At 67.1% G+C, this 4,263-nt stretch carries 3 protein-coding genes and 1 pseudogene; all 4 read right to left on the bottom strand.

The window, feature by feature from the left end:
- Positions 1 to 18 precede the first annotated feature (18 nt).
- Positions 19 to 1,158 (bottom strand): ribosome small subunit-dependent GTPase A, encoded by a 1,140-nt coding sequence (rsgA, locus tag ABZ319_RS40135; protein ID WP_354991837.1) that lies wholly within the window; start codon positions 1,156 to 1,158, stop codon positions 19 to 21.
- Between the two features lie 331 nt (positions 1,159 to 1,489).
- Positions 1,490 to 2,407 (bottom strand): annotated as a pseudogene (locus ABZ319_RS40130) (glycosyltransferase family 2 protein); the annotation flags it as partial.
- Positions 2,404 to 3,219 carry an ABC transporter ATP-binding protein gene (locus ABZ319_RS40125; protein ID WP_354991835.1) on the bottom strand — a complete coding sequence of 272 codons (816 nt, stop codon included), beginning with the start codon at positions 3,217 to 3,219 and terminating at the stop codon, positions 2,404 to 2,406. The gene ABZ319_RS40125 and the pseudogene ABZ319_RS40130, both read right to left, overlap by 4 nt.
- A gap of 7 nt (positions 3,220 to 3,226) precedes the next feature.
- Positions 3,227 to 4,045: an ABC transporter permease gene (locus ABZ319_RS40120; RefSeq protein WP_354991836.1), complete on the bottom strand. Its 819-nt coding sequence runs from the start codon at positions 4,043 to 4,045 to the stop codon at positions 3,227 to 3,229.
- Positions 4,046 to 4,263: the final 218 nt, after the last annotated feature.

The raw sequence follows: 4,263 nt of genomic DNA, 5'->3' as shown, positions 1-4,263 counted from the left end.
GGGCGCGGCCGCGCCGGATCAGCGGCGGCCGCCCTGGCGCTGGCGGTACATGCGGCGCTGTTCCTTGCTGATGTCGCGCCACTGCTTCTCGCGTTCGGCGCGGGCCCGCGAATCGGTGCGGGCCGCCATCCACTCGTTCTCCCGGGTGAGTTTGCGGAAGCTGTCCAGCCTGCGCTGCGGCAGCTCCCCGGACTCGATGGCGGCCAGCACCGCGCAGCCCGGCTCCCCGATGTGCGTGCAGTCACCGAAACGGCACTGCGCGGCAAGGGATTCCACCTCGCTGAAGGTGCGCTCCAGACCCTGGGCGGCGTCCCACAGGCCGATCGAGCGCAGGCCGGGGGTGTCGATCAGGGTGCCGCCGCCGGGCAGCGGCCGCAACTCACGATGCACCGTGGTGTGCCGCCCGCGCTTGTCGCCTTCGCGAACGGCGTTGGTGGCGAACACATCCGCGCCGAGCAGCGCGTTGGCGAGGGTGGATTTGCCCGCACCCGACGCGCCGATCAGTGCGACGGTGCCGTCCAGCAGCGCGGTCAGCACCTCCATGCCGAAACCGGTGCTCGCGCTCACCGCGACCACGGTGGCCCCGGGCGCGACCGCCCGCACCGGATCCAGCGAAAGGTCATCGGCCAGATCGGCTTTGGTGAGCACCACCACCGGCTGCGCCCCGGATTCCCAGGCCAGCGCGAGCATCCGCTCGATCCGCCCGAGATCCACATCGCCGTCACCGGGCGAGCACAGCAGCACGGTGTCCACATTGGCGGCGAGTACCTGGCTCGCCGACCGCGCCCGGGCGTCGGAATGCCCCGACACCGCCGCCCGCACGATGGCGGTGCGGCGCGGCAGCACGTGGCGCACCACGGCGTCGTTCAGCAGCCGGTGGGTGTCGGGCAGCGCGCCGGAATCACTGCCGAGCGCGACCCAGTCACCGGTGCACAGGCCGCTGACCTCGGAATCCGAACGCGGGCAGCGGGCGCGCACGATGCGCGCCCCGGCCTGATCGGGCAGCCGGGTGGTGGCGAACGGCACGGCGACGTCGCATTCACTGCGGTCCATGCGCAGCACGCGCGCCGGAATCACCGAATCATCGAGCAGGGGAAGGTAATCGGTCGCCACGGAAGGGGTCCAGCCGTAGGGAACGAGCAGGTCGAGATCGACCAGAGACATGATGGGGGGTCCTTCGACGGGCCGAGCCCGTCGGTCGGACTCAGCGCAGGGGGTTCGAGGTGGATACGCGCGCAGCGAAAACTCGCGCAGGCACGACAATCCGCACTGTCGTAGTCACGTAAATCCACCTCCTTCTCTTCCCTGGGCGATCACCGTGGTGACCGCGAGCCGAAATCGAACGTCCCCACCCTGTCAGGTCGGCCACGGTGTGGCAACCGATTTTTCTACCAGGGCTTTTACCCGCGAACGGTCAGGATTTCGCCTTGTCCGGTTCGATCCGGCTCGGCTCCGCCGCGCTCGGGAGCGCCTGCGGCGGGGTCTGCTCCGGCTTGTGGAACTGTTCGCGCCGCCCCAGCCGCTGCAAGCGCAGCCACTCCATGAGCCCCTGCGGATCCTTCTGCTGCACGAGGAAGAACCAGCCGAACCGGGCCAGCTCCTGCGGTAGCAGCTTGCGCATGCCGGGCTGCGCCATGAGGTAACCGCGATTGCGATAGGTGAAGTAGCGCTTGACCGGATCATCCGGGTACTGGGTGTGCATGCGCCCGCCCAGGATCGGCTTGAACTCCTCCGAGCCGTTGGGGTGCAGGTACGCGGTCTGCAGACAGGTGCCGAACGGCAGGCCCGAGCGCACCAGGCGGCGATGCACCTCGACCTCGTCGCCGCGCACGAACAGCCGCAGATCGGGCACGCCGATGACGTCCACGGCCTGCGCGGAGACCAGCGCGCCGTTGAAGAGCGAGGCGATGCCCGGCAGGAAGTCCTCGTCGCCGAGCTCGGAGCGCAGCCGCCGCCACACCACGCCGCGGCGCAGCGGGAAGGCCAGCCGATCGGGATCGTCGATGTCGGCGACCACCGGCGAGACCTCGACCAGTCCGTGCCGCTCGGCGCAGTCGAACAGCGTGGCCAGCACCTCGGGCCCCTCGGGCCGGCCGTCGTCGTCGGCCAGCCACACCCAGTCCGCGCCCATGGTGAGCGCGTGCAGCATGCCCAGCGCGAAACCGCCGGCGCCGCCGAGGTTGTGCTCCGATCCCAGGTAGGTCGATTCGATCGCCTGGCCGCGCACCAGGTCGCCGACCTCGGGCTCGTTGCCGTTGTCGATGACGATCAGGTGGTCGATGGGCCGGGTCTGGGTGGAGAGCACCTTCAGCGATTCGGCCAGCAGTTCACGGCGTTTATGGGTGACGACGATGGCGACGATGCGCGCGTCGTCACCGAAGTTGGGGGTCATCTGCTGCTCGGTCATGCGGGATTCCGTTCGGGTTCACGTTCCAGATCCCGCAGCACCTGGGCCACGTGATCGCCCGCCTCCGGGCCTTCGTACGCGCGCACCACTTCCTCGATGCCGCCATGCATGCGTACCTGACCGTGATCGATCCACATAGCCGAATCGCAGAGCTGCGCCAGGAATTCATTGGAATGGCTGGCGAAGACCAGAATGCCGGAGCGGGACACCAGCTCCTGCAGGCGAACTCGCGCCTTCTTCATGAATTCCGCGTCGACCGCGCCGATGCCCTCGTCCAGCAGCAGGATTTCGGGATCGATGGAGGTGACCACGCCCATGGCCAAGCGTACGCGCATGCCGGTGGAGTAGGTCCGCAGCGGCATGGCCAAATACTCGCCCAATTCGGTGAATTCGGCGATCTCGTCGATTTTGGCAAGCATCTGCTTACGTGTCTGCCCGAGGAACAGACCGCGAATAATGATGTTGTCGTAGCCCGAGACCTCGGGGTCCATGCCGACTCCGAGATCGAAGACCGGCGCGACGCGGCCGCGAATGCGCGCGCTGCCCCGGGACGGCTCGTAGATACCCGAAAGCAGCCGCAGCAGTGTCGATTTGCCCGCGCCATTGTGGCCGACGAGACCGACCCGATCGCCTTCCTTCAGCGAAAGGTTGATCTCGCGCAGCGCCTCCACGACGACCACGTCGGACTGATTGCGTCCGATGGCGCCACCGGCCTTGCCCAGGAACGCCTTTTTCAGCGACCGGGATTTGGCGTCGAAGATCGGGAACTCCACCCACGCGTTCTGGGTCTCGATACTCACATGGTCGGTCATTGAGCCTTCACACCCAGTAGGGGACGCGGGAACGGTACTGCTTCATGGCAAGTATGGCGACGATCCAGCCGATCACGGTGATCGCCAGGACCACCAGCCAGCTGCGCAGCACAATCGGATCGCCCAGCAGCGGCGCGCGCACGATCTCCAGGTAATGGTAGGTCGGGATCAACTCGGCCAGTTTGGCGCGATCGCTGGCGGTGCCCGTCAGCGCGGTGGTCTTCCACATGACCGGGGTGAGCACGAAGAGCATCAGCGTGGTGCTGCTCAGGATCGGGGCGAGGTCGCGGTAGCGGGTGCTGAAGATGCCGAAGGCGATGGTCACCCACAGCGCGTTGAGGAACAGCAGCAGGAGTCCGGGGATCGCGAGCAGGACCGTCCAGTCCAGATCGCGCCAGATGCTGAACGCGGCCAGCATGACCACGTAGATGATCAGGTTGTGCGCGAAGAACAGGAACTGGCGCCACACCATGCGATAGACGTGCACGCTCAGCGCCGAGGGCAGCTGTTTGATCAGCCCCTCGTTGGCGATGAACACGTCCGAGCCCTCGAGGATGCTGGCCGAGATCACGTTCCAGACGATCAGCCCGACCGTGACGTAGGGCAGATACGAGGTCAGCGACTGCCCGAACAGGGTGGCGTACAGCACACCCATGGCCGCCGCCTGCAGACCCGTCGCGATGGTGATCCAGAACGGGCCGAGCACCGAGCGGCGATAACGCTGCTTGATGTCCTGCCACCCCAGCGCCAACCACAACTCGCGCTGGGAGAAACCGTCACGAAAGTCCTTGAACGCGCGACCGAAGGACTGGGAATCGGACTTCAGCACCACCGGATCATTGTCCGGTTGTACCTCGGTCGTTGCCGAGTCGGGGGGAGCAGCAGCAGGCACAGCACCCGACCCTATCGCAGTGCCTTTTGCCTCCGCTCCGCTCCGGCGGGGTTCGCGGCCCCGAAGTCTCGTTCTTCCCTCCCTCCGCTCCTCCGCTTCGCTCCCCCGCTCCACTCAGTCCAGAACGAGACGGCCGCGAACCTTGTTGCGGG

Source organism: Nocardia sp. NPDC005978, from assembly GCF_040614455.1.
Lineage (GTDB): Bacteria > Actinomycetota > Actinomycetes > Mycobacteriales > Mycobacteriaceae > Nocardia.
Note: the sequence above shows the minus strand (reverse complement) of the source record. Positions and strands in the feature narration are given on the sequence as shown.

What these genes read in the sequence shown, in the direction of transcription:
- ABZ319_RS40125 (WP_354991835.1), bottom strand. Translation starts at nt 3,219, where the DNA reads ATGACCGACCATGTGAGTATCGAGACCCAGAACGCGTGGGTGGAGTTC.